This is a genomic window from Bacillus luti (assembly GCF_001884105.1).
Taxonomy (GTDB): Bacteria; Bacillota; Bacilli; order Bacillales; family Bacillaceae_G; genus Bacillus_A; species Bacillus_A luti.
Genome location: NZ_MACI01000045.1, coordinates 14,282 through 33,458, shown reverse-complemented (window position 1 = coordinate 33,458; position 19,177 = coordinate 14,282). Strand labels below are relative to the sequence as shown.

18 protein-coding genes and 1 riboswitch are annotated in these 19,177 nt (G+C 36.3%); of the genes, 10 read left to right on the top strand and 8 right to left on the bottom strand.

Annotated elements, in window-relative coordinates; genetic code table 11:
• Positions 1–14: 14 nt before the first annotated feature.
• Positions 15–353 (bottom strand): winged helix-turn-helix transcriptional regulator, encoded by a 339-nt coding sequence (locus BAQ48_RS10560; protein WP_071711046.1) that lies wholly within the window; start codon positions 351–353, stop codon positions 15–17.
• 169 nt (positions 354–522) lie between these two features.
• Between BAQ48_RS10560 and BAQ48_RS10555 the strand changes: the two genes are divergently transcribed.
• Positions 523–1,062, top strand: a complete 540-nt coding sequence (locus tag BAQ48_RS10555; protein ID WP_071711045.1) for an ester cyclase — start codon at positions 523–525, stop codon at positions 1,060–1,062.
• Between the two features lie 19 nt (positions 1,063–1,081).
• Complete coding sequence (locus BAQ48_RS10550; RefSeq protein ID WP_071711044.1) at positions 1,082–1,630, top strand: NAD(P)H-dependent oxidoreductase; 549 nt, start codon at positions 1,082–1,084, stop codon at positions 1,628–1,630.
• Between the two features lie 54 nt (positions 1,631–1,684).
• Here the strand turns inward: BAQ48_RS10550 and BAQ48_RS10545 are convergent, their stop codons facing one another.
• Together BAQ48_RS10545 and BAQ48_RS10540 are read right to left on the bottom strand one after the other, a co-directional pair.
• On the bottom strand, positions 1,685–2,203 hold the full coding sequence (locus BAQ48_RS10545; protein ID WP_071711043.1) for a general stress protein: 519 nt from the start codon (positions 2,201–2,203) through the stop codon (positions 1,685–1,687).
• A 30-nt stretch (positions 2,204–2,233) separates the two neighbouring features.
• Positions 2,234–3,973 (bottom strand): SgrR family transcriptional regulator, encoded by a 1,740-nt coding sequence (locus tag BAQ48_RS10540; RefSeq protein WP_071711042.1) that lies wholly within the window; start codon positions 3,971–3,973, stop codon positions 2,234–2,236.
• 107 nt (positions 3,974–4,080) lie between these two features.
• Between BAQ48_RS10540 and BAQ48_RS10535 the strand changes: the two genes are divergently transcribed.
• Positions 4,081–5,343: an MDR family MFS transporter gene (locus tag BAQ48_RS10535; RefSeq protein WP_071711041.1), complete on the top strand. Its 1,263-nt coding sequence runs from the start codon at positions 4,081–4,083 to the stop codon at positions 5,341–5,343.
• A 45-nt stretch (positions 5,344–5,388) separates the two neighbouring features.
• On the opposite strand, the gene BAQ48_RS10530 is transcribed toward BAQ48_RS10535, so the two are convergent.
• The 3 genes from BAQ48_RS10530 to BAQ48_RS10520 all read right to left on the bottom strand — a co-directional run bounded on the left by BAQ48_RS10530 (position 5,389) and on the right by BAQ48_RS10520 (position 8,436).
• Positions 5,389–5,592, bottom strand: coding sequence for a hypothetical protein (locus BAQ48_RS10530; RefSeq protein WP_071711040.1), 204 nt, complete (start codon positions 5,590–5,592; stop codon positions 5,389–5,391).
• 159 nt (positions 5,593–5,751) lie between these two features.
• Positions 5,752–6,951 (bottom strand): ABC transporter permease, encoded by a 1,200-nt coding sequence (locus BAQ48_RS10525; RefSeq protein ID WP_071711039.1) that lies wholly within the window; start codon positions 6,949–6,951, stop codon positions 5,752–5,754.
• A gap of 60 nt (positions 6,952–7,011) precedes the next feature.
• The gene (locus tag BAQ48_RS10520) at positions 7,012–8,436 is read right to left on the bottom strand and encodes an amino acid permease (RefSeq protein ID WP_071711038.1); all 1,425 of its coding nucleotides are present in this window, start codon (positions 8,434–8,436) and stop codon (positions 7,012–7,014) included.
• Positions 8,437–8,582: 146 nt separating this feature from the next.
• Positions 8,583–8,764, bottom strand: a riboswitch (Lysine riboswitch).
• A gap of 200 nt (positions 8,765–8,964) precedes the next feature.
• Between BAQ48_RS10520 and racE the strand changes: the two genes are divergently transcribed.
• A complete protein-coding gene (gene racE / locus BAQ48_RS10515) occupies positions 8,965–9,792 on the top strand; it encodes a glutamate racemase (protein WP_071711037.1) in 828 nt (275 codons plus the stop codon).
• Positions 9,793–9,843: 51 nt separating this feature from the next.
• On the opposite strand, the gene gapN is transcribed toward racE, so the two are convergent.
• On the bottom strand, positions 9,844–11,283 hold the full coding sequence (gene gapN / locus BAQ48_RS10510) for an NADP-dependent glyceraldehyde-3-phosphate dehydrogenase (RefSeq protein WP_071711036.1): 1,440 nt from the start codon (positions 11,281–11,283) through the stop codon (positions 9,844–9,846).
• Positions 11,284–11,907: 624 nt separating this feature from the next.
• Between gapN and BAQ48_RS10495 the strand changes: the two genes are divergently transcribed.
• The 5 genes from BAQ48_RS10495 (at position 11,908) to BAQ48_RS10470 (ending at position 18,201) form a co-directional block, all read left to right on the top strand.
• On the top strand, positions 11,908–13,668 hold the full coding sequence (locus BAQ48_RS10495) for an ABC transporter ATP-binding protein (protein WP_071711034.1): 1,761 nt from the start codon (positions 11,908–11,910) through the stop codon (positions 13,666–13,668).
• Positions 13,665–15,665 (top strand): ABC transporter ATP-binding protein, encoded by a 2,001-nt coding sequence (locus BAQ48_RS10490; RefSeq protein ID WP_071711033.1) that lies wholly within the window; start codon positions 13,665–13,667, stop codon positions 15,663–15,665. The genes BAQ48_RS10495 and BAQ48_RS10490 overlap by 4 nt, the downstream gene beginning before the upstream one ends.
• Before the next feature lie 290 nt (positions 15,666–15,955).
• Positions 15,956–16,753 carry an amino acid ABC transporter substrate-binding protein gene (locus tag BAQ48_RS10480; RefSeq protein ID WP_071711032.1) on the top strand — a complete coding sequence of 266 codons (798 nt, stop codon included), beginning with the start codon at positions 15,956–15,958 and terminating at the stop codon, positions 16,751–16,753.
• Complete coding sequence (locus BAQ48_RS10475) at positions 16,740–17,438, top strand: amino acid ABC transporter permease (RefSeq protein ID WP_000281495.1); 699 nt, start codon at positions 16,740–16,742, stop codon at positions 17,436–17,438. The genes BAQ48_RS10480 and BAQ48_RS10475 overlap by 14 nt, the downstream gene beginning before the upstream one ends.
• A 28-nt stretch (positions 17,439–17,466) precedes the next feature.
• Entirely contained in the window at positions 17,467–18,201 is a 735-nt protein-coding gene (locus BAQ48_RS10470; protein ID WP_071711031.1) for an amino acid ABC transporter ATP-binding protein, read from the top strand.
• Between the two features lie 50 nt (positions 18,202–18,251).
• On the opposite strand, the gene sasP is transcribed toward BAQ48_RS10470, so the two are convergent.
• Positions 18,252–18,455: a small acid-soluble spore protein, SasP family gene (gene sasP / locus BAQ48_RS10465; protein WP_000013349.1), complete on the bottom strand. Its 204-nt coding sequence runs from the start codon at positions 18,453–18,455 to the stop codon at positions 18,252–18,254.
• Positions 18,456–18,927: 472 nt separating this feature from the next.
• Here sasP and BAQ48_RS10460 point away from each other — a divergent pair, with 472 nt between their 5' ends.
• Positions 18,928–19,173, top strand: a complete 246-nt coding sequence (locus BAQ48_RS10460) for a hypothetical protein (RefSeq protein WP_071711030.1) — start codon at positions 18,928–18,930, stop codon at positions 19,171–19,173.
• The last annotated feature ends 4 nt before the right edge of the window (positions 19,174–19,177 follow it).

Below are 19,177 nucleotides of genomic sequence, written 5' to 3'. Positions count from 1 at the left end.
AAGGGGTTTTTGTTTTATAAACTTAATCCAAACCGTTTTAATTCAATAAAAATCCCCTCTAATTGTTTTCCTTTATCCGTTAATGTGTACTCTACACGAGGCGGAACTTCTGGATATACTTTTCTCGTTATAATGCCTTGAGATTCTAATTCTTTTAGTCGAAGCGATAATGTTTTTGGACTAATCCCGTCCATTGATTTCTGCAAATCATTAAAGCGTAATGTTCCTTCGATAAGAAGATCACGAATAATTAAAAACGTCCATTTTGTACGAATTACATCAAGCGTTTTAGCGATAGGACAAGGTATGCCAGGTAAACCTTTCGTTAATTCAACTGGATCTATATTGTTCATGGAACTAGCCTCCATAAAATTTTTTTGAATGAATTTGCTTTATAGTATCACAAAACTATACTTTTAGTAACTATATGAAAAAAATATCACTACTTCCATAAAGGAAGTTAGTGCATATACAATAGCAATACGAAATATAAAGGGTTTGTATGAGGGGGAGGTGATTTTCATGGGGATAAAAAAGTTGTTTGGGTTCCTTAGTTTGTTTGTTATTTGTATCGTACTTGTAGCATGCGGCGGGGAGCAAAAAACTGAAGTCCAGCTATTAAAAGAAATGCCACAGCCAAAAGCAATGACAATTGATCCTTCGATCAGTAAAAAGGAAGCGACCGAAATGGTTCATGCCGCGCAGCGTTTTTATACATTTTGGGATACAGGTAAAGAGGAGCTTATTCCGCAGACTGTTGCTGAAAATTTTTTCGATAATACATTGCCGAAAGGGCGACCACAAGGCACGGAAGGATTAAAGTTTGCGGTACAAAATTTTCGTAAAGTTGTGCCTGATATACATTGCGAGATTGAAGATTTATTAGTCGTTGGAGATAAAGTAACAGCTCGTCTTTCTTTTACAGGAACGCATAATGATAAGGAAATCAATTTTTTTGCAATTGATATTTTACATGTGAAAGATGGAAAGATCATGGAAGACTGGCATTTGGAAGATAATCTTACGTTGAAACAGCAACTGGGGTTAATAAGCGAGGAATAGATTAGGGGAGAGAAAAACGATGAAAAATATATTTATTATAAATGGACATGAAAAATACGGTACAAAGGAAGGACGATTAAATAAAACGTTAGTGGATCATATGGTAACAGTATTAAGTGAGAATCATCATGTGAAAACAACAACGATTCAAGATGGCTACAATATAAAAGAAGAACAAGAGAAGTTTTTATGGGCGGATGTTGTAATTTATCAAACACCGATTTACTGGTTTAGTGTACCGGGCTTATTTAAAACGTATATGGATGAAGTATATGAATACGGTTTGTTCTTTAAAGGTGCTGATGAATATGGAACAGGTGGTTTATTAAAAGAGAAGAAATATATGTTTTCTACAACTTGGAATGCACCTGAGAAAGCATTTGGAGATAAGACGAAGTTCTTTGAAGGAGAAAGTTTAGAATCAGTGCTTAGTCATTTACATCGCGTGCAAAAGTTTCTCGGTATGAGTCCGCTAAAGAGTTTTGCTTGTTATGATGTGGTGAAGAATCCAAATATTGAGCAATATTTATTGAACTTGAAAGATCACTTAGATGGAGTAATTAAATAATAGTTTGGATCTGTATGTGAAGAAGGTACTACTAAGGATGTAGTACCTTCTCTTTCATGAAATACGTTGAAAATCTTTACTTATACAGGACTGTTTTAGTTTTTTTGATTTGATTAAATGTTTCATATCAGAGATATTATCGTATGAAAGCTGAGTATGATAATAGTTAATGTACTCAAGTAATGCAAAAATATAAATAAATAGAGTGAATGATAGCCCGCCTAAAGGTAAGTGGGGATACCAAATTACAAAATCAATAGTAAACGTAATAAATCCCGTGATAATTAATGCTATATTTATCTTTTTAAGTACTTTTAAATATTGAATCAACCTAATAGGCGTAACAGATGTTTTCTCTTTTTTTAGTCGTTTCCACTTTACGTACCAGTAAATTGTTCCTTGTAATAAGATAAACTCTAAAAGAAGAAATGAGACCCAAAAAGAATACAGGGAATATAAATGTAACGTAGGATAAGCATAATTAAGTAAGTAACTTGTGAAAATAAAAGTAATGACTGAAAATAACTCACCTGTGTATAGATAGGAAAGTCTTTTTTCTAGGGTGCGTTTCATGGTTTCTCTCCTTTTATAATGACTCACATTTTAAGACCTGGATGGCTGTATCCATAACTTCGCAAAATTCGCCCAACCGAATGAATCAATTGTTACGTTTTTCAAAGAAGAAGGATATGTTTTTCTTTTTAAAACGTGATAGTTAAATAAAATGATGTGTTCTCCTTGTAAAAACTCTTCAATCTCATACATGAGCTCATAACGCTTTTCTTTATTTTCTTCTAGTAAAAATGTATCTAGCAAACAGTTAATTTGTTTTTCATAGTGTGGGTCCATGAACCGGCTTACGAAGCAACTTTTATTTTTAAATACATTTAAGAATGCAATTTCATGATCGGTAGCAAACACTTCTCCCATTAAAATAATATCGGCATGTTGATCGATAGTACGATTCATATAATCGGAAACGAGAAATGGGTGGAGTTCTACTTGTATACCTAAACTTTCACAACGCTCTTTTAGGAAATCTGCATCATTTGCACTATCTTTAAATGCGAAGAAATAAATATGTATCGTCTCTCCATTATAGGTGCTCTTTTTCAAATATTCTTTCGCCTTTTTTAAAGAGGAAGATCTCTTCTTGGCTTGGCGACTTTTTTCAGGAAAAAAGCTCGAAGCAGCAATTGTTCGTCTGCCTTCTATGTTACTAAGTATCGTTTCAACATCATATATTTCTCTCCAAGCTTTACGAAAATAAATGTCGTGATGCGGACCAAATTTTGTAAAGTTGAACCCAGCATAAACGCAGCCTATTTCTTCTATTTGTATGTCGTGTCTGTCATCTTCCTCTTCATTTGGCAGCTCATAGTCAGAATCTACTTGCACATGATCAGGAATACCCCAAAATTCAATACGGTCTAATAATGCACGCTCTTTAAAATAATGGGTGAATGCTTCGAGTACGATATTATCTTCAGAGTAATGAGCAAGTTTGAAAGGTCCCGTTCCGATGTAATGATGATTTTGAATACTCGCATCATGCGGCAAAATTGCGAGCTGCATGGAACTTACATAGTGTAAGAAAAATAAATTGGGCTTTGCTAAATGGAATCGAATTTGAAGTGGTGATGGTGTTTCAATTTGAACAATCTCTTCTGTTAACCATTCGAAAGGAGAGTGAACTTGCTTTAATCTTTCAAATGAAAATTGAACATCTTTAGAAGTTAAAACTGTTTCGTTATGAAAATGTATATCTTTTCGTAAATAGAACGTCCATGTAAGCCCGTCTTCACTTAATTCCCACGTATGTGCAATGTGCGGTTCCATTTTTTCGGTAATATCGTTATAAACGACTAATGTATCAAAAATTTGACTCGTAAGATGGCTCTCTGTTGTAACAGCTGCAAAAGCGGGATCCAGCGGCATTACTTTTCTTGATATTGGAATTTTTAAAATGTCGTACATATCATTTGAAGGTTCATAGCCAAAATGATGATGGAGTTTACCTTCAATGTTCTTATGAAGTGTAGGAGGCAAGGGCTCCTTTAAAAGAAGAAAGACATCCTTTAATTTTTCTTGTGCTAATAGTTCATCTGTATGGGATTCAACGGCTTCTATGAAACTATGTACAAATATAATTTCTGTTTTATTCCCACGACCTCGCCCTGGAGTCCAGTGAATTAATTGTTCTTCACTCATTTTCTTTAATAAAATTTTTACGTTTTTCGTACTGCAATATAAAATATCCGCTAATTCTTGTAAGCTATTTCGTATATGTTGTTGATCTTGTGCATGTAATCTTAAACGAATGTAATAGTCCATAATCTTCATGCGTATACACTTCCTTCTTTCATAAAAGGGGAAACTCTTTAGAATATTCTAACCTTTTTCTTCCTCTTTTTCAAAGTAAAATAAGTAAGCATAAGGAGGGGGAAACAATGGGATTTTGGAGTATGCATCGAAATATAAAAATTAGAATTATAACTTCGTTTTTAACACGTACTGTGTCCACAATGATTTTTCCATTTATGGCGATTTATTTTTCAATCAAGTTAGGTAGTGCGCTTGCGGGTGCTTTATTGCTAATCAATGTGTTAGCTTCATTAATTATTGGTTTATATGGTGGGTATGTTGGGGATCGGCTCGGTCGTAAAAAGGTGATGATTATTGGACAAAGTATACAAGTCGTTTCCATTGCTTGTATGGGGATTGCAAACTCAGATTATATAGATTCCCCGTGGTTAACATTTGTGTTTATGTTAGTGAATAGTTTAGGATCTGGACTTATGAACCCAGCGACAGAGGCAATGTTAATTGATGTGAGTACACCTGAAAATCGAAAAGTGATGTACAGCATTAATTACTGGGCTATTAATTTATCGATTGCGATTGGAGCGATATTTGGCGGATTACTATTTGAGAACTATAGATTACAACTGTTTATCGTGTTAACGCTTGTTGCCGTTATTACTTTATATGTGATGGCTGTATATATGGAAGAAGTGTATGTAGCACGAAAAACAGTAGAAAAGAAAAATGTGTTAAAAGATATGGCAGATAGTTATAAAGTTGTGATGAAAGATAGGGCGTTTTTAATTTTTTGTTTGGCAAGTATATGTACATTATCGTTAGAGTTTCAAATTAATAATTATTTAGGCGTTCGCTTGCAGAAGGAATTTGAAACGGTTCACTTTTTCTTCGGTAATGGTTTCACGTTTGATTTAACAGGTATTCGCATGCTGAGCTGGATTTCTGCTGAGAATACAATTTTAGTTGTGTTATGTTCAGCGCTTCTTATTAAAATGCTGAAAAGCTTCAACGATTTGAAAATATTATATGTAGGCTTATTCATTTATACGATTGGATTTACAATACTCGGAACGAGCAATAGTTTATGGATTTTATTAATGGCAGGGCTTTTCCAAACGGTAGGCGAGATGATGTATGTGCCAGTGCGTCAATCTATTATGGCAGATATGGTGCCAAACGAGGCGAGAGGTTCTTATATGGCGATTAACGGGATGGTCTTTCAATTTGCAAAAATGAATGGAGCATTAGGTGTTATGCTAGGTTCATTTCTTGCATCTTGGGGTATGAGTGCTCTGTACTTTATCGTTGGTATGAGCAGTATTTTATTATTTATGAAGGCGATAGAGAAAGAGAAGTATCAGGATGAACGGAATGTTTCTCAGATTGGATAAATTATATAAAAAGCGAACGAACTAGGATCGTTTTTTATATAATTATTAAAACGGATCAACGTCAGCTAAATTTGGGGTGGTGCTCGGTTGTAGTAAAAGGTTTTTTAATGTTCCTACTTCAGAAAGCGCGACCAATATGTAGCCACTAATAAGTACAATAAGTCCGACGACGCGTAATGTTTGTAAGGTCACTTCACGCTTATTTGTTGCTGCTGAACTTTGGGACGTTGAAGGTGGAGTGTTGTTCATAGTAGGGCTCCCATCTTTTTTTATTTGTATGTGTGAAATCATTGTTTAACGTATGGAGTGGAATTGTATAGTCATTTTCACTATATGAGAAGTGCCTATAAATAGTGATAAGAAATTTTAGGACGCGAAAAGAGGCTGTTGTATACAGCCTCTTTTGCGTTAAAATGAGGAAATCCGTTTTTTTGTTTTTGGTACAATAATAAATTTGATCCAGAGTAACCCGGCAATCATAATGATAAGACTATGTAGAATTTGTCCTGTAGAAACAAGTATAACAACTGAAAATACAGCTAATTGAATGACTAGCAATATGAAAATTAAGTGAAGAAATTGCTTCATTCGTTTCTCAGTACCAATCGGATATAATGCTACAATAATATTTCCCGAAAAATATTTCCACAGAGAGCGAAGCTGCATAGAAATCATATATAGGACGATATAAGCGATAGCACCTTTTACATATATATTCGGAACAAAATATAAGGCGAAAGCACCGATTAGCCCTAAGCGAGTATATATACCGAAATAATCATTTCCGCGTAAAAATGCTAGTGTATGTAAATAGAAGAAAGTTGCTCGTTTTTTATGTAATAAAGGTTCAATCCAATTCGTAAGCCATTTTCTGCTGTTTACTTGTTTTTTTAGTTGCGGTACATCGGTGAAGATGCTCGCAAATTGATAAAAGCGTATGTCCATTTTTTCTTCTTGCTCGATTATGTAGTCCCACGGTATTCGTTTTGTAGGTTGTTTTTTCGTATATAGAAATAGGAAAGCGAGAAGTAAAAGTAATCCACCTAACACGATTACATTTGCTGTATAAAACAGCATGTAAATAATGAGTGCGTTACAAATAAGACGAGTGATAAGCCATATGCTTTTTTCGTGACTATCACGCCATATCCAATGTGTGTACATATTCCAAGCTTTCGTGATCATTAAAACGATAAAGACTGTACATAAGAAAGGTACAGTTAATTGCAATGCTTGCATAGCAAGTGGAACGAGAATAAGGAACGTAAATAATAATGGGAACAGCTGAATGATGTAATTATATAGAAGAGACTTTTTGAAATAAGAAGTTAATTTCTCTTCTAATGCTAATAAATAAACTGCGTCTGGTTTTTGAATAAATGTACGTATGGGGCATCTCGATATAACCCCGGTTAGGACGATTGTAATGAGCAATAAGGATACTCCTTTAGAAGGAGCAGTCTTAAGAAACTTTGCGTAATAGTAAGCACCTATACAGGAGACGAAGATGAAGCTATATAGTAAACCGTTAATCATACGTGCAAAGTATGTAATGATATTTTGAATATGTTGTTGGAAGCGACTGCTCCATAGTGATTCGATTGACATGTTTTTCACCTCTTTGTTCTATTATATATGTTTTACAAAAGAAAAAACGAGCAAATTGCGTTATGCAACTTGCTCGTTTTTCTTTTCGTTATTTTTTTTCTGATCACGATTCATTAATGGATAGAAGGCAAAACCGATTACGAATAAACCAATTCCGAGAAGGAACGTTTTAATATCGGATGCACCCGTTTTAATAACCCATAGTGCGTAACAAAGTGCGATAACTGCGACTATACCATCTGTAATTCTTGCCCGCATTTCATTTTTATACGTTTCACCAGTTGCAACTAGTTTTAACTGGAAGATTGGCGAAACGAGATATGGAATGAGATAAGCTAAAGTCGAGACGGTAATAACGAATGTATAAGCTTCCGCAATGGTTCCTGATAATGTTGAGAATAAGAACACTTGCGACATAATGTTTGTTAGTCGTAATGAGTAAATTGGACTTCCTTTTTTATTTGTTTTTGCAAAGAAGGAAGGGAAGAAACCTTCTTTTGCTGCTTGATAAGGCACTTCTGAGCTTAATAAAATCCAGCCTAAGATAGAACCGAATAGGGAAGTAAGAGCAAGTAATGCCATCAGTTTCCCGCCGCCATGACCCATTGCAGCATTTAATGCATCCGCTAATGGACGTTCAGAAGCTTGTAATTTATCAACGTGAAGCACACCCATTGTTAAAATCGTAATTCCTAAGTAAATGGCAACTGTAATTAGTAATCCTGCAACTGTTGCACGTTTTACTGTTTTTGGAGAAGTAGCACGATTTGATAAAAGAACGGCTGATTCAATGCCGATAAATGCCCAAAGTGTTGTAAGAGCGGCTAAGTTTACTTGTGAAAGAAGGCCGTGTGATACACCTGATTTATCGACCATCGGTGTGTACCATTGTCCAAACTTAGAAGCTTCAAATGCGAATAAAGTAACGACGATGAATAAAAGGAATCCAGTTACTTTCGTTGTTGTTGCTAAGAAGTTTAGTTTTCCAGCTCCGCTTACACCGTTTGTTAATATAATATGAGTTCCCCATAGTAAGATGGAACAAATAGTAAATGTAATTAGTTTTCCGACTTCTATGTTGAAAGAACCGATTGAAAATAGTAGTCGTGTATCTTTCATGATCGGGAAGAAGAGTGATAAATATCCCGCAAAAGATGTAATAATGGCAACGTTACTTGCCCAGTTTGCAACCCAATATCCCCATACCATACTGAAACCAGCCATTTTTTTCTTTTTTGGTGATGAGAATAAAGCATATGCATGACTTTGTGGTCCTGTCGTTAAGTCAGGACGACGAATTGCTAAATTACCGAAAACAAGAGCTAGCATTAAAACACCAAACCCTGTTGTTAACCAAGCTAAAGTGACACCGAGAGGGCTTGCTGTTTGTGCTAACGTACTTGGCACCATGAAAATCCCAGCGCCAACCATGTTACCGACAACGAAAGCTGTTAGTACCCAAAAGCCCCATTTTTTTTGTTGCATAGAAAATACCTCCAAAGTTAGTATAACCAAGTCAAGCGAGGAGATATGTATGTCTTCTTAGTAGAGAAGAGAAGTCCCAAACAAAACAAAAAAAGCACGTAATTTGCCGCTACATGCTTTCTATCTTATAAGAAACCCACGACATACCTCTCGATAGCTCTCCACAAACGAAACGTTTGTGACAGTTCTGCACTTATTAAATGCAGACCCAGCAAGCGTGCATGGTGGACACGACTTACTTCGGCAACCATTCCTTTCTCATTTCTTCATCAATGCCACTACATCTCCTGAAATGATACTCTTAATGATTGCAACCTCTACCTCACCGAGATACGAATGAGGATTTAAATATTAAATTAACGTATTTAAGAGTAACAAATGAATTTTTATACGTCAATGGATATAGTAATAATCAGATTATAGAGAAGAGTTTGTGATTAAAAGGGAGAGGGATTATTATGTAATATCGAATTTTCATAATATAATAAATATTATGAGGGCTAGAAGATTGAGAAGGGGATGAAGTATATGTCTACAGGTCATAAAAATTCCGTAATAGGTGTGCTAGATTCGGGAGTTGGGGGATTAACAGTTGTGAGTGAAATTATAAGACAATTGCCTAAAGAGAGCATTTATTATATTGGTGATAATAAGCGTTGTCCGTATGGACCAAGAAGTGTAGAGGAGGTACAATCTTTCATATTTGAAATGGTTGAATTCCTCAAACAGTTTCCGTTAAAAGCTCTAGTTGTAGCATGTAATACTGGTGCAGCAGCTGCATTGACTGCGCTGCAAGAAGCACTGTCCATTCCGGTTATTGGCGTTATACATCCAGGAGCAAGAGCGGCAATTAAAGTGACAAAGAAAGGGAGAATCGGAGTAATTGGAACTGTAGGTACGATCCAGTCTAATATGTATGAAAAAGCATTACACGAGCTTGATACATATTTGGAAGTGCATAGTCACGCGTGTCCGACTTTAGCTACAGTTGTAGAAAATCAATTAGAAGATATAGCATATGTAACGCAGCAAGTGAAACAAGCTTTACTGCCATTAACGAAAGAAGATATAGATACGTTAATTCTCGGATGTACGCATTATCCACTTTTAGAGTCTTATATTAAAGAGGAACTAGGAGAGGGTGTAACGATTATTAGTTCTGCAGAAGAAACAGCGATAGAGTTAAGCACAATCTTACAGCACAAAGGAATCCTGTCTGACAATTTGAATCCGAAGCATCGTTTTTTTACAACAGGCTCTGTTTCTTCATTTGAACATATTGCTGAGAGATGGCTAGGGTATCAAATTTCTGTAGAATATGTGAATTTACCTATGGAGAAACAACTCGTGAACTAAATTGTATAAAAAGAAGCTGATCTAAAACTAGATCAGCTTCTACATATAAGATTAAACTAAGTTTAATACAGTTACTTTTTCACGTGTCATAGACTCAAGGCTCTTACGAATACCTTGTGCGCCCATACCTGAACCTTTTACACCGATGAATGGAAAGTGGTCAGGGCCGCGCTCTGTTCGTCCGTTAATTTGAACAGAACCAGTTTCGATTTTGTTAGCAATTGCAAATGCTTTGTTAATGTCTTTTGTGAAGACACTTGCTTGCAAGCCGAACTCTGATTTGTTAGCAATTTCAATTGCTTGCTCATCTGAAGAAACACGGATGATTGGAAGGATTGGGCCAAATGGCTCTTCCCAAGCAACTTTCATTTCTTCTGTTACGTGGTCGATTAATGTTGGGTAAATTAAGTTACGCTCACGTTTGTTACCGATAACGATTGTAGCACCTTTTTCTATAGCATCGTCAACTAAACCTTGAACGAAGTCAGCAGATTTGTCGTCGATTAATGGAACGATTGTGCTGTCTTGTTCTGGAGATCCAACCGATAATTTAGCAACTTGCTCTTGTAATAAGCCAACAAGCTCGTCCGCTACGTTTTCGTGTACAAGTACACGTTTAATAGCTGTACAACGTTGACCAGAGTAAGAGAATGCACCGCTTACGATGTGGTTTGCAGCATCTTGTAAGTCAGCATCTTCACGAACGATACCAGGGTCTTTACCACCAAGTTCTAATACAAGTGGAATCATTGCAGCTTTTTTCGCTAAATGTTTACCTGTGTTTGTACCACCTGTGAACGATACCATATTGATGCCAGCATGCTCTACTAAGTAGTCACCAATTACAGAACCGCGTCCTGTAGCTACGTTTACAAGACCTTTTGGAAGGCCAGCTTTATGAAGTGCTTCAACCATTTTAATACCGCTAATTGCACCTTGAGTTGCAGGTTTGAAAATAACAGCGTTACCCATAATTAATGCTGGTGCAAGTTTTGCAGCAGATAAGTTTACTGGGTAGTTAAATGGTGCGATTGCTAATACAACACCGAGTGGTGCACGTTGGATAATCGCAAGTTTAGATTTTGTACCGCCCGGGAAGCTATCGCCCATCATGCTTTCTCCGTGCATATGTAAAGCTTCTTCGATAGTATAACGAATGAAGTCAGCTGTACGAACAACTTCTTTCTTCGCATCTTTATATCCTTTACCGACTTCCTTCATAATGATATCGGCAATTTCATCTTGCATATTTACGAGCTCATCAGCCCATTTATATAAATATTTTGCGCGATCTTGTAGAGAAGCTTCTGCCCATGATTTTTGAGCTTCTTTTGCAGATGCAATTGCTTCATCTACTTCTCCGCGAGTAATTGCTTGTACTTGTCCAATTACTTCGTGTAAGTATGGAGATGGAATTTCAATTGTTTCTCCTGAAGAGCTTTCTCTCCATTCTCCGTTTAAATAAAATTTGTACGTATTGCTAGTTGTCATGATTAGTCCTCCTAAAATAGCAACTTGTAAGAGTGAGTATAAGGTGATTGTAGGGGGTTTGAGAATATTTTTCAAATGAAATGTTTGTGAAAACGATTTCTTATTCTTTTTTTATTTTGTATGCCCTTTCTTACAGAACATTCTTTTATTTTAAACTGTTTTTTTATGTCATGAACCATCTTCATTTTTTGTGATTTTCGCGTATTTTATTTTATGTGTAAAAAAATAATTGACAGAATACTCAATAAAGTTGTAAGATTATAAATGGAAAATAAATGAAAGGGGTGTGCGTAATGATTGTAATCGTAAATGTAGTGAGTTTAGCTCTGTTAAATGGCAGAAAACATTCATATCATTACGCAACCCGTGCGGACATATAAGGCATCTTTGTCTTATAAAAAGCGTACGTTGCGTATATCGTAACGTACGCTTTTATGCATTTTTGTGCATATCGTCAAGCGACGGTATGCTTTTTTTTGTTTATTTTCCACGCGTTACTAAATAAAATTTTGGAAGGTGGAAAAATGTGATGAGACTGTATGGCTTACGAAATGTAAATGTGATGGGTTTAGATAGTGGATAACGCAATGAGAGGCAAACGAGAACGAGAAGGGAGAGGTTACATTGTTGTCAGTATTACTAAAGTTAAAATGGTTTTTTAGGGAGCATTGGAAGAGATATAGTATCGCCATTGGGGCTCTTTTAATTGTGAATATAGTTGAAGTCATTCCCCCGAAAGTGTTAGGGGTTACGATAGATAATATAAAAACAGGAACGTTATCGAACGAAGCAATTATACAGTCTATTCTTATTTTAATAGGAGTTACGATAGTTGGATATGGCCTCACTTTCGTTTGGCAACATCAATTGTTTGGTGGTGCATTCGTACTTGAAAAAACAATGCGTTCTAAATTTATGGGGCATTTACTTAAGATGTCACCGACGTTTTATCAAAAAAATCGTACTGGCGATTTAATGGCGAGAGCGACAAATGATTTGAAAGCAATCGCTATGACAGCTGGTTTTGGTATATTAACGCTCGTAGATTCAAGTTTATATATGCTTACGATTGTCTTTATGATGGGGTTTACAATCAGTTGGGAGCTTACATTTGCGGCACTTATACCGCTTCCGATTATGGCATATGCAATGAATATATATGGGAAGAAATTGCACGAAAGATTTACAGTTGCGCAAGATGCGTTCGGTGATATGAACGATAAAGTACTGGAATCGATTGCCGGCGTGCGCGTTATTCGTGCGTATGTGCAAGAGAACGCAGATCAGGAAAGGTTTCATCATTTAGGAGATGATGTCTACGAAAAAAATATGAAGGTAGCAAGAATCGATGCATTATTCCAACCAACTGTGAAAATGCTTGTTGGGCTTAGTTATTTAATCGGTTTAGTGTATGGTGCGTATCTTGTATTTCAATCAAAGGTGACACTTGGTGAACTTGTTTCATTTAACGTGTATTTAGGGATGATGATTTGGCCGATGTTTGCAATTGGTGAATTAATCAATGTTATGCAAAGAGGAAATGCGTCGCTCGACCGTGTGAATGAAACATTAGCGTATGAACCGGATGTTAAGGATCCGAAAAATCCAAAGCTTGTACAAGAGCCGGATTATATTCAGTTTGATGACGTTACCTTTTCATATCCTTCATCAACTGAAACAAATTTAAAGAAGGTTTCGTTTACATTAAAACAAGGAGAAACGCTTGGAGTGGTTGGGAAAACAGGAAGCGGAAAAACGACGCTCGTACGTCAGCTTCTTCGTCAATATCCACTTGGAGATGGGGATATTGCAGTCTCTGATGTGACATTAGATAAAATGACGAATGAAAATGTACTCGGGTGGATTGGATATGTACCGCAGGAACATATTTTATTCTCAAAAACAGCGAGAGAAAATATTTTATTCGGGAATAGGGAAGCGACGGAACAAGAACTACAGAAGGCGATTGAAATTGCAGCGTTCAAAAAGGATTTAGAGTTTTTACCAGAAGGATTAGAAACGCTCGTTGGAGAGAAAGGTGTTTCTTTATCAGGAGGGCAAAAACAAAGGATTTCGATTGCGCGAGCTGTGATTCAAAATCCAGAAATTTTAATTTTAGATGATTCTTTATCAGCTGTTGATGCTCGTACGGAAGCAGCCATTATTGAAAATATAAGAACGGAAAGAAGCGGAAAGACGACGATTATTACGACGCACCGTTTATCTGCAGTGCAGCATGCGGATTGGATTCTCGTTATGGATGAAGGTGGAGTAATGGAAGAGGGTACGCATGATCAGCTTCTTCGAAATAATGGCTGGTATGCTGAGCAATTTGAAAGACAACAAGGGGAAAGTGAAAGTGCGGATAGTGGGGTGAAAATATGAGCGTCTCAAAACGATTGTTTCAATATGCGATGAAAGTGAAAGGGACGATTTTTGCAGCGATGCTAATGTTATTTATTTTCGTCATCGCAGAGCTTGCCGGTCCTTTCGTCGCTAAAACGATGATTGACGATCATATCGTTGGGATAGAGAAACCTTGGTATGAAACAGAAAAGAGTGAAGAGGCTGTTTCGTATAATGGTGCTTTTTATAAGCGAAGTGATCGTTTTGAAAAAGGTGAGACAAAAGGAAAAGAAGTGCGCGTGATGCAAGTCGGTTTTCAATATTACTTTGTACCAAATAAAGTGAATATTGAAGGAGCACGTACTGTAAAAGGTGATATGATTACCGTTAAAAACGATAAGGCAGTGCAGGTGTATAAAGCGAAAGCATTAACGAAGGAAGAAGTGTTTGCGTTTTATAAGCCAGAAATAAACCGTCTATTATTACTTGGTGGTGGCTATTTTGCTTTACTAGTAGTCGTATCATTGTTTGCATATGGAAAACAGTTCTTCTTGCAGAAAGCAGCGAACAAAATTATTCAAATTATGAGGGAAGACGTCTTCTCTCATATTCAAACGTTGCCGATTCGGTACTTTGATCATTTACCGGCGGGGAAAATTGTTTCGCGCGTAACGAATGATACAGAGGCCATTCGTGATTTGTATGTAACGGTGTTGGCCACATTCGTTTCGAGTATTATTTACATTATCGGGATTTTTGCAGCGCTATTTTTACTCGATGTGAAGCTTGCGTCGTTATGTTTATTAATTATCCCGATTTTAATTGTTTGGGCGATTCTTTATAGGAAGTATGCGTCCGTCTATAATCATAAAATGCGTTCCCGTCTATCTGATATTAACGGAACAGTGAATGAATCGATTCAAGGTATGCCAATTATTCAAGCGTTCCGTCAAGAGCATGAAACGAAAAAAGAGTTTGAAGAATTAAATGGCGATTACTTTAAATATCAAAATAAAATTTTAAATTTAAATGCAGCAACTTCGCATAACTTAGTGTCTGTATTAAGAAATATTGCTTTCACAGGTGTGATTTGGTATTTCGGCGGTGCGTCATTAAGTGCTACAGGTATTATTTCACTTGGGGTACTATATGCGTTCGTCGATTATTTAACGAGACTGTTTTCGCCAATTACGAATATGGTGAATCAGCTTGCGAACTTGGAACAAGCGCGCGTTGCATCCGAGCGTGTTTTTGAATTGTTAGAGGAAAAGGGAGAGGCAGTAGAAGAAGAACGTATGTCTCGTTTACAAGGAAATGTGAAGTTTGATAATGTGTCGTTTTCTTATAATGGAAAAGATGAAGTGTTAAAAAACATTTCATTTGAAGCGAAACAAGGGGAGACGGTTGCACTTGTCGGTCATACAGGATCGGGGAAAAGTTCGATTATGAATGTACTCTTTCAGTTTTATGAATTTGAAAAAGGGAAGCTTACGATTGATGGACACGATATAAAAGAGATGCCAAAACAAGCTATTCGTGAGCATATGGGGATTGTATTACAAGATCCATTTTTATTTAGCGGAACCGTTGCATCTAATGTAAGTTTAGAGAACGAAAAAATTTCAAACGAGCGTATCGTAAAAGCATTGCGTGATGTTGGTGCTGAGAAATTTGCAAACAATATAAATGAAGAAATTACAGAAAAGGGTAGTACGCTTTCCACTGGAGAGCGTCAGCTTATATCGTTTGCTAGGGCTCTCGCTTTTGACCCAGCCATTTTAATTTTAGATGAAGCAACGTCTAGTATTGATACAGAAACAGAGGCGATGATTCAACAAGCGCTGGAAGTTGTGAAAAAAGGAAGGACGACATTTATTATCGCGCACCGTCTTTCAACAATTAAAAGCGCAGATCAAATTATTGTACTCGATAGAGGAACAATATTGGAAAAAGGTTCTCATGATGAACTAATGAAAAAGCGCGGGCGTTATTATGATATGTATAAAACGCAAATGGAAGGCAATCAAAGTGCTTAATAGAGAAGAACTTGCGATTTTCGCAAGTTCTTTTTGTATTGATGAACATATCGGTTCTTCTATAAATTACAATCGGTTAAACAAGAAGTATTATTTTACCTTTCCTACAATAAATGCTATATTAAAAAATGTTACTTATTTTTTGTATGTAGCGTTATTTTTCCATTTTGTTTGATTATGAAGAAAAAGGATAAACTAAATAAGAACATTTTCATTGAAAAATTGTTCAAGATTGCATACAATCAATATAGTTTTTAAATTCCTATCAGAATACTTGGAGGATTACCATCATGAAAAAATTATTTTCAGTGCTTGCAGTAACTACATTAGCGATCGGGATTGTAGCTGGCTGCGGTAAAGAAGAGAAAAAAGATACAGCTAGTCAAGACGCATTACAAAAGATTAAACAAAGTGGAGAACTTGTAATTGGGACAGAAGGTACATACCCACCGTTCACATTCCATGATTCAAGCAATAAATTAACTGGATTTGATGTTGAATTAGCAGAAGAAGTTGCAAAACGTTTAGGTGTAAAACCTGTATTTAAAGAAACGCAATGGGATAGCTTACTTGCAGGATTAGATGCGAAACGTTTCGATATGGTTGCAAACGAAGTTGGTATTCGTGAAGACCGTCAAAAGAAATATGATTTCTCTAAACCATACGTTTCATCTTCAGCGGTATTAGTTATTGCAAAAGATAAAGATAAACCTGCTACATTTGCTGATGTGAAAGGTTTAAAAGGAGCGCAATCTTTAACAAGTAACTATGCAGATATCGCGAAGAAAAACGGTGCGAATATTGAGAATGTAGAAGGCTTTAGCCAAGCGGCAGAATTATTAAATACGGGTCGCGTTGATTTCACAATTAATGACAAATTATCAGTATTAAACTATTTAGAAACGAAAAAAGATGCAAAAATTAAAATTGTAGATACAGAAAAAGAAGCTTCACAAAGTGGATTCTTATTCCGTAAAGGTAGCGATAAGCTTGTACAAGAAGTAGATAAAGCGTTAGAAGAGATGAAAAAAGATGGTACGTACGACAAAATAGCGAAAAAATGGTTCGGTGAAAATGTATCTAAGTAGTGCGTTGGTTTCAGATCGACTGTCTACTTGGATAGATATTATGCAGTCTTCCTTCATGCCTATGCTGAAGGAAGCTGTTTTTACAACAATTCCATTAACGCTTATTACGTTTATTATCGGGATTATACTTGCGACGTTAACAGCACTTGCACGTATTTCAGGTAGTCGTATTTTACAATGGATTGCTCGTATCTATGTATCTATCATTCGCGGAACACCACTTCTTGTACAATTATTTATTATTTTCTATGGTCTTCCAACTCTTAATATTGAGGTTGAGCCGTATACAGCAGCAGTTATTGGATTTTCATTAAACGTTGGTGCGTATGCATCAGAAATTATTCGTGCTTCGATCCTTTCTATTCCGAAAGGACAGTGGGAAGCAGCTTACACAATTGGGATGACATACCCGCAAGCATTAAAACGCGTTATTTTACCACAAGCAACGCGCGTATCTATTCCGCCGCTTTCGAATACATTTATTAGCTTAGTGAAAGATACTTCATTAGCATCATTAATTTTAGTAACAGAAATGTTCCGAAAAGCACAGGAAATTGCGGCAATGAATTACGAATTTTTAATTGTTTATTTTGAAGCAGGTCTTATTTATTGGGTTATTTGTTTCTTATTATCAATCGTACAACAGATGTTAGAAAAACGTTCAGAACGCTACACGTTAAAATAATCCTTTCACAAAAGGAGTTTTTGTTTTTATGATTTCAATTCAGCACTTACAAAAAAGTTTTGGAGATAATACCGTACTAAAACATATAGATTTAACAGTTGAGAAGGGCGAAGTTGTCGTTATTATTGGGCCGTCTGGATCTGGTAAAACGACGTTCTTACGTTGTTTAAACGTACTAGAAACACCGAATGCGGGTACGATTCGTATTGGCGGGGAATCACTAGACTTCTCGAAAAAAGTAACGAAAAAAGATATTGTAAATCTTCGTACGCAAACAGGAATGGTGTTCCAACATCATAACTTATTCCCGCATTTAACAGCACTTCAAAATGTAATGGAAGGGCTCGTTACAGTGAAAAAGATGGGGAAAGAAGAAGCGAAGAAAAAAGCAAACTATTTCCTTGAAAAAGTTGGTCTTGCGGATAAAGTAGACTTATATCCATTCCAATTATCAGGTGGACAACAACAGCGCGTTGGAATTGCTCGCGCGCTTGCGATGGAGCCGGAAGTGTTACTATTTGATGAGCCAACATCAGCGCTTGATCCTGAGCTAGTTCAAGAAGTTTTAAAGGTTATGAAAGAGCTTGCTAAAGAGGGTATGACGATGGTCATTGTAACGCACGAAATGCGTTTTGCTCATCAAATTGCGAACCGTGTTATTTTCATGGATGGCGGTGTCGTTGTCGAACAAGGGACACCAGAAGATGTATTTACAAATCCGAAAGAAGAACGCACGAAAAAGTTCTTACAAATGTTGCAGTAAATAAGGAAGGTCTCAAGGCATATGCCTTGAGACCTTTTTGCCATATATATTTATTTTTGGAATCCGCCAAGGCTTTGTTCAGCCATTGCAACTAGACGTTTTGTAATTTCTCCACCAACAGAACCGTTAGCGCGAGCCGTAGAATCTGCTCCTAATTGTACACCAAATTCTTGAGCGATTTCGTACTTCATTTGATCGATTGCAGCTGTTGCTCCTGGTACTACTAATTGATTGTAAGAACTTTGGTTTGCCATAGGAATATATCCTCCTTAGAGTATAAAAGTTTTTTTGGTTGGACTAGCTGGAGTTGAACCAGATTATCGCCCCGGTTGGCGCTAATCCATCGGTAATTAAGTTTGTACTCATAGTATGGATGTTACCTAGAAAGATATACGAAATAATAATTTGTAAATTTTGTAAAAAAATATTAGCGATTTCGTAAATTATGAAATAAGAGTAATCGTTGTATTTTTAAGAAAGAAGGCTAAACTAAGAGCGATATGAGATAGGTTTTTCTCGTTGTAACCCGCTATTTTTTAGCTAATCATTAGCTTCTTATTTATGATGTATGAAAGTGAGATAAATTGCAGCTTCGTAAAATGAAAAATAAATCGGCAACAACTTCATAGTCCTGTTTTAACTAGTGGTGCATGGTTAGATGGTCTCTTCTATTTAAAGAGAAAAGGTTGTACAAGTTTTTAAACGATAACGTATGGAGGAATCATGATGGGAATTTGCCCGCTTTGCAATGCATTAGAATCACAAACATATTCTTGTCAAAATTGCCAAGGTATACTCCAAGATTATGGGAAGGCTGTAGATTACATAGACGATTATAGCGCGTATATGGATCAAGAATTATTAAGTGCAGTGGATGGTTTAACACATAATCATTCACAAGAATATTGCAATCATATTTTTTATTGCGGTGTGTGTCATGTGGAAACAGACGTTGCAGTAAAACTCGTGTAAACAA